Here is a 6,391-nt window from a genome sequence, read left to right as displayed (position 1 = left end):
GAAGCTAACAGGCCGCGAATTGCCATCTCTCGATGCGTGGGCGTCCTGATCCATACTCCGATCCGATCTGGGGGCGGCCCGGCAAGCTCATAGAATTCCATCACCGGCCATTGCGCCGCCTGCCACCAGGCGACACCCAGTAGCGCCGTGAGAATCAGAAATTCCATAATGCCGAATTGAAACCAGCGGCGACGGGTGCGCGAGATGGTGGGCATGGTGTTAACGCCACTGTTTCGTGTGACAGCAATTAGTGTGTCCGCTTGATCAGGCGCGCGAACACGGCCGCGGACGCTGCCCAAGATCCCGCGAGGCACAGCAATACCCAGTAGAAGAGGAGGACCTCCCTGCATTCCGGAATTCGCCAGAGCGCGGCCGGTAGGGCAATAGCTGTCACCAGCATGAGCATCCCCCGGGTACCGAATTGAAGGAAGTCGCGCGGTGGAGGTGGATATTGCAGATGAAGCTTCCAACCAATCCACCCGCCCCCGACACAACTCGCCAGGCCAAGAAGATTGACGAATTCCGGCGCGCCGCTGGCTTCCAATGCGGCCGCGACGCCCGCGCCAATAAAGAAGCCAACGATTGCTCCGATCGGAACTTTCCACATCCCCTGATGATACTCGGCCGGATGGTCCTCTATCCATCGTCCGTCCGGACGATCGCTCTCGCCGCGTTCTCGTTTTATCCGATTAATTAGGTCATAGGGCACGTCGTTCTGTCGTCGGGACAAAGCGTGACGAACGAGTGAGACCCGCCGCGTCGATCCTGGAGCGCCCGAGTACCGATGAATCGACGTTGTAGTTCTCCAGGCTGCGGACCTGGCAGCCTTGACGAGCCGCCGTTGGCGAACCTACGATGGCAAGTTTGCTGGCCAGCGCACCCCCCTTTTGTTGTGTCCGCTCCGATGGAGAAAACCAAAGTCGCGATCGTTGGGCTGGGGACCGTGGGATCGGGCGTGGCCAAGCTTTTGTTGGACTACGGCGACCGCACCGGGCGTCATGCAGGACGCACGCTGTGGCTTGAGCAGGTCGTGGTGCGCGACGTGACTAAGCCGCGCGATTGCGAGCTGCCGCACGGCATCCTTTCTGCCGATTTGACCCGTATCACCAGCGACAAGAACATCGTGGCCGTGGCCCACCTGCTGGGCGGGCTAGAGCCGGCGCGGACCATCATGCTGGCGCTATTGGAAAGCGGCAAGGATGTAGTCACCGCCAACAAGGCGTTACTGGCCGAGCATGGCCCGGAGCTGTTTGATCGGGCCCGCGAGCTGGGCCGGTCGATCGCCTTCGAGGCCTCGGTCGCCGGTGGCATTCCGATCGTCGCCGCGATCAGCCAATGCTTGTCGGCCAATCAAATCCTGTCGGTCAACGCGATCCTCAACGGCACCAGCAACTTTGTACTGACGCAGATGGAAGAGCGTGGCATCTCGTATGCCGAGGCGCTGGCCGCCGCGCAGCGACGCGGCTATGCCGAGGCCGATCCGACAATGGACGTCGACGGCACCGACACGGCCCAGAAGCTGGCGATACTCTCGCACCTGGCCTTCGGGGCCCGCGTGCATTGGAGCGATATTCCGCGCCAGGGCATCGACACGCTGGAAGTGGCCGATTTGCTGTACGCCAAAGAGTTGGGCTATCGCATCAAGCTGCTGGCCGTGGCCGAGCTGGTCAACGGCGACTTGGAATTGCACGTTTCGCCCACGCTGGTACGGTGCGGCACGCCGCTGGCCGAAGTGCGGAGCGCGTACAACGCGATCTCGGTCGTGGGAGACGCTGTGGGACGCGTCTTCTTTCACGGCCTTGGCGCTGGGCAGATGCCGACCGCCTCGGCCGTGGTGGCCGATCTCATCGATACGGTCGTAGGTCGCACAGCGATCACCTTTCGGACCCTCGAGCTATGGTCGCAGCGCGAGGCCCTGGTCGCGCCGCGCGAGCACGACCGCGTGTCGGGCCGGTTCTACATGCGATTTCAGGTCGAGGATCGTCCGGGCGTCATGTCGGACATCACCGGCGTGCTGGGCCGGCACGGCATCTCGATCGCCTCGGTGATCCAGCACGAAGCGGCCGAGACCGAACGCGACGTGGTGCCGCTGGTGATCATGACCCACCACACGACCGAAGGTGCGACACGCCGCGCGAAAGAAGAGATCGACCGATCGAACGTCGTTCGACCAGGAAGCGTGCGGATGAAAGTGAGAGAATAGGACGAAGCAGACGAGCCTGGCGACTGCTTTTCTTGTCCTGTATTCGTCCAATTCGTGTGATTCGTGGTCACTGGTCTTCGGAATGAGTTCGTAAGCCGACCTTGGAACACGGACAACAGAAGAGTTTGAACCACGAATTAAACGAATGGGGATTTGTTCAGGGGGCCTACCTAGAGTTCTGTCGGCGAGTGCTGGTTGGTTCATCATGTGTTGGCTTGTAGTAAAGAAGTGACATGAAGTACGCGATTGTTATTCCGGATGGATGCGCCGACGAACCGCAGGAGTCGCTGGGCGGGCGTACGCCGCTCGAAGCGGCCCATGTGCCGCATATGGACGCCATTGCGGCGGCCGGAGTGGTCGGCCGCGCCAGTCATGTGCCGGCTTCGCTGCCGGCCGGATCGGATGTGGCCAATCTCAGTTTGTTCGGCTACGACCCGCTGGAATATTTCACCGGCCGCGCACCGCTCGAGGCCGCGGCGCAGGGCATCGAGCTGGGGGTCGACGATTGGGCGATTCGCTGCAACCTGGTAACGGTCGAAGAGCAGTCGATGCGCGACTTCACGGCCGGCCACATCTCGACCGACGAAGCGACACAGTTGCTGGCCACGGCGCAGCAGAAACTTGGTCACGATCGCTTGCAATTCTATCCGGGCGTGAGCTATCGCAACCTGCTGGTCTATCGTGGCGCGGGCGCACCAGCGCCGTTTAGTCGCGACACGCGGGCCACGCCGCCACACGACCTGACTGACAAATCCGTGCTGAACGACTACCCGCGCGGGCCGGGCAGCGACCTGCTGAACCAATTGATGCACGACAGCGTGGGGCTGTTTGCCGATCATCCGGTGAACGTGGCCCGCAAAAAAGCTGGCAAGCTGCCCGCGACGAACGTCTGGCTGTGGGGTCTGGGACGGACGCCTGCGCTGCGGCCGTTCAAAGAAGTTTACGGCCGCCGGGGCACCATGATCACGGCCGTTGATTTGTTGCGTGGCCTGGCGGCGCTGGTGGGCTGGCAACGGATCGAAGTGCCCAGCGCCACCGGTTACCTCGACACGGATTACGCGGCCAAGGGACGCTACGCCGTTAAGGCGATCGCCGATACGGATATTATCTGCGTGCACGTCGAAGCCACGGACGAAGCTTCGCACGAGGGGAAGGTGGCGGCCAAGATCGAGGCGCTCGAGCAGATCGATCGTCATATCGTCGGTCCACTGATCGAGGCGTTGCGCGCTCAGGGCGAATATCGCATCCTGGTAACACCCGATCATCCTACGCCGGTGCGGACCAAGACGCACAGCCACGGCGCCGTGCCGCTGGCGATCGCGGGTACGGGCGTGCAGCCGGACGGAATCAGCACGTACAGCGAGCCCGCGGCGGCGCAGTCCCACCTGGCATTCGATCCCGGCTGGAAGATGATGCGCTATTTTCTCGAAGGGACGCGGTAACAACCGGGTACCCTGACTGCCGGGTCCTCTCAAGACTTTTTTCGTTTAACGTTATCTACGATAGAACAGACTCATGCGATTGATTGTGCAGAAATTTGGCGGCACCAGCGTTGCCGATAGTCAGAAGATCCTGGCCGCGGCTCGCAAGGCGGTTCGCGCGCAGGCCGAGGGGAATCGCGTCGTGATGGTCGTCAGCGCGATGGGACACAACACCGACGCCTTGGTGGATCTGGCTCACGAGATCATGGACCGCCCGCCCGCGCGCGAAATGGACATGCTGTTGTCCACGGGCGAACAGGTGAGCGTGGCCCTGATGGCGATGGCGATCGAATCGCTGGGCTGCCAGGCGATCAGCTTTACCGGCGCGCAGATCGGCATTCGCACCGACCGCACGCATACCAAGGCGCGCATTCAATCCATTTCGACCGATCGCATGCGCGAAGCCTTGGACGCCGGCAAGATCGTGATCGCCGCCGGCTTTCAAGGGATCGACGAAGACGGCAACATCACCACGCTCGGCCGCGGAGGCAGTGACACCACGGCCGTGGCGCTGGCGGCGGTGCTGGCCGCCGATTCGTGTGAAATTTATACCGACGTCGACGGCGTCTACACGACCGATCCACGGCTGTTGCCCGAGGCGCGGCGTATGCGGCAGACCAGCTACGACGAGATGCTCGAGCTGGCCAGCCTGGGCGCCGGCGTGATGCACAGCCGCTCGATCGAGTTCGCCAAGAAATTCGCCGTGCCGATTCACGTCCGCAGCAGCTTCAGCGATCAGCCGGGTTCGGTGATTACGGATCAGCCGGAGTCGCCCGAGCAAGCCGTCAGCGGCGCGACGCTGGTCAAGAACGAAGCCCGCGTGACGCTGTTGGGCGTGCCCGATCGTCCAGGGGCAAGCCTGGCGTTGTTTTCCAAGATCGCGGCGAAAAACATCTCGGTCGATATGATCGTGCAAAACGTGGGGGCCGAGGCCAAGGCTGATATTTCGTTCACCGTCCCGAAGGACGAGCTGGCGACCACCTTGCAAGCGGTGGAAACGGCGGCCGGCGAGTTGGGGGCCGAGGGATTCAGCCGCGACGACTCGGTTTCGAAAATCTCGGTCGTGGGGTTGGGCATGGCCACGCAGACCGGCGTCGCACAGCGAATGTTCCGCGCACTGGCCGACGCGCGCGTCAACATTCAGATGATCACGACCAGCGAGATTAAAATCTCGGCATTGGTCAGCCGCGACCAGGCCGCCACGGCGCTGCGGGCCGTGCATCGTGCCTTCGAGCTGGAAAAGGAGCCTACGGCGGCGCGTGGCAAAGCGTCGCCCGGCGAGCAGCCGCGCAGCCATTCGGCCAACGAGATCGAAGCGCGGCTAAAAGGCAAGATCGTGGCACGCCTGCAAGGCATGGAAGACCTGACGATCGACGACATCGTGCTCGACCAGTCGCAGGCGCGGGTCACGATCAGCGGTCTGCCCGATCAGCCCGGCCTGGCGGCCGAGGTGTTCGAGCGGATCGCGGCGGGCAATATCTTTGTCGACATGATCGTGCAAAGCCTGGGGCGCGGCGGGCACGCCAACCTGAGCTTTACCGTGCCGCAGGCGCATCTCGACAGAGCGCTGGCTGTCAGCCGCGAGACGGCCACGAGCCTGGGATGCGGGCCGGTCACCAGCTCGCCCAAGGTTGCCAAGCTGTCGGTCTCAGGAATCGGCATGCGCAGCCACACCGACGTGGCGATTCGCATGTTCCGTTCGCTGGCCGAGGCAGGCATCAACGTCGAGATGATCAACACCAGCGAAGTGCGCGTCAACGTCGTCGTCGACGGCGCGGCAGGCACCAAGGGACTGGAGTGCTTGAAGCAAGCTTTTGCCGATGCGAGAGTTTGATCGGCATTCGTAGGGCTCAAGGATGACGCGACGTACGATCCAAGCTGCGTGCTAACCACTACCACGAAACGCCCTCTCTACGGCTCGTGCCATCGCCGGTCACCGTGAAGATGCTTATGGACGCCTCGGGGAACAGGCCGCGCGCCCTGCGTATTTCGTCCTCGTCATCGCGGGCCGGATTGAGTCGATCATCATCCGCGCCTGATCGCCGCAGCAAATAGATCGATTGCTGTGCGCGCTCTCCCAATAGCTGAAGTCCAAACGGCATTTTATCCGAGCGCAGCTCAAAGGGTTGACTGAACACCGTGCCGATATTCAGTTGCTTCCGTCGTTCGATCAAACCGGCGGCAAACGCATGCCGCTCCCGCATCCAATGGAGGTGGTAGCCGAGCCAGCTCATCGGAACAGCCATGGTCGTCAGCGCGACAAATATCGTGCGCAGCCCAAATTGAAACCAGCGGCGGCGGGTGGGCGGCATACCGGCACTCAAACAGTACAGAGGAAGAAGATCAGCAACCACGAATAACACGAATTGCACGAAAACAAAGTCCAGCAAACGCGCGCCCCACGCCGCCCGCCACCGCAAGGGATCGCGGGCCCCAAGTATGAATCCCCTCCCTGCCAGGGAAGGGCCAGGGGAGGGTAACGCGCCCCGCAACAACCAACCGCTCACCAAATCAACCGCAATCGAAGAAACCACAATCCCCATTCGTGCAATTCATGTGATTCGTGGTTCACACTCTCCTGATTCGATTTCTCGCTTAGGCCGAGGGCCGGTCGTTGTAAATGGGGGGCGTTTTTGTCCGCCTGCAATGCGAGCATCGCCAAGGGTTCAACGACCATCGCCCGCAGGGCTCGCACCGGAACATGGGC

7 protein-coding genes are annotated in these 6,391 nt (G+C 62.2%); 3 read left to right on the top strand and 4 right to left on the bottom strand.

Annotation, left to right across the window (positions count from 1 at the left end; translation table 11 throughout):
• Both VGG64_06515 and VGG64_06510 read right to left on the bottom strand, forming a co-directional pair.
• Positions 1 to 215 (bottom strand): hypothetical protein (locus tag VGG64_06515; protein ID HEY1599237.1); only part of this gene is annotated, 215 nt, incomplete at its 3' end.
• Between the two features lie 32 nt (positions 216 to 247).
• Positions 248 to 709 (bottom strand): hypothetical protein, encoded by a 462-nt coding sequence (locus VGG64_06510; protein HEY1599236.1) that lies wholly within the window; start codon positions 707 to 709, stop codon positions 248 to 250.
• Between the two features lie 195 nt (positions 710 to 904).
• Between VGG64_06510 and VGG64_06505 the strand changes: the two genes are divergently transcribed.
• From VGG64_06505 to VGG64_06495, 3 genes are all read left to right on the top strand, one after another.
• Positions 905 to 2,203: a homoserine dehydrogenase gene (locus tag VGG64_06505; protein ID HEY1599235.1), complete on the top strand. Its 1,299-nt coding sequence runs from the start codon at positions 905 to 907 to the stop codon at positions 2,201 to 2,203.
• A gap of 233 nt (positions 2,204 to 2,436) precedes the next feature.
• Positions 2,437 to 3,645: a cofactor-independent phosphoglycerate mutase gene (locus tag VGG64_06500; protein HEY1599234.1), complete on the top strand. Its 1,209-nt coding sequence runs from the start codon at positions 2,437 to 2,439 to the stop codon at positions 3,643 to 3,645.
• Between the two features lie 73 nt (positions 3,646 to 3,718).
• Complete coding sequence (locus VGG64_06495; protein ID HEY1599233.1) at positions 3,719 to 5,518, top strand: aspartate kinase; 1,800 nt, start codon at positions 3,719 to 3,721, stop codon at positions 5,516 to 5,518.
• Positions 5,519 to 5,576: 58 nt separating this feature from the next.
• Here VGG64_06495 and VGG64_06490 read toward each other — a convergent pair whose 3' ends face one another.
• On the bottom strand, positions 5,577 to 6,074 hold the full coding sequence (locus tag VGG64_06490) for a hypothetical protein (GenBank protein HEY1599232.1): 498 nt from the start codon (positions 6,072 to 6,074) through the stop codon (positions 5,577 to 5,579).
• Positions 6,075 to 6,187: 113 nt separating this feature from the next.
• Positions 6,188 to 6,391: hypothetical protein (locus VGG64_06485; protein HEY1599231.1), on the bottom strand; the 204-nt coding region annotated here is incomplete at its 5' end.

It is taken from the genome of Pirellulales bacterium (assembly GCA_036490175.1).
Classification (GTDB): domain Bacteria; phylum Planctomycetota; class Planctomycetia; order Pirellulales; family JACPPG01; genus JACPPG01.
This window is presented reverse-complemented; position numbering and strand designations above follow the sequence as displayed.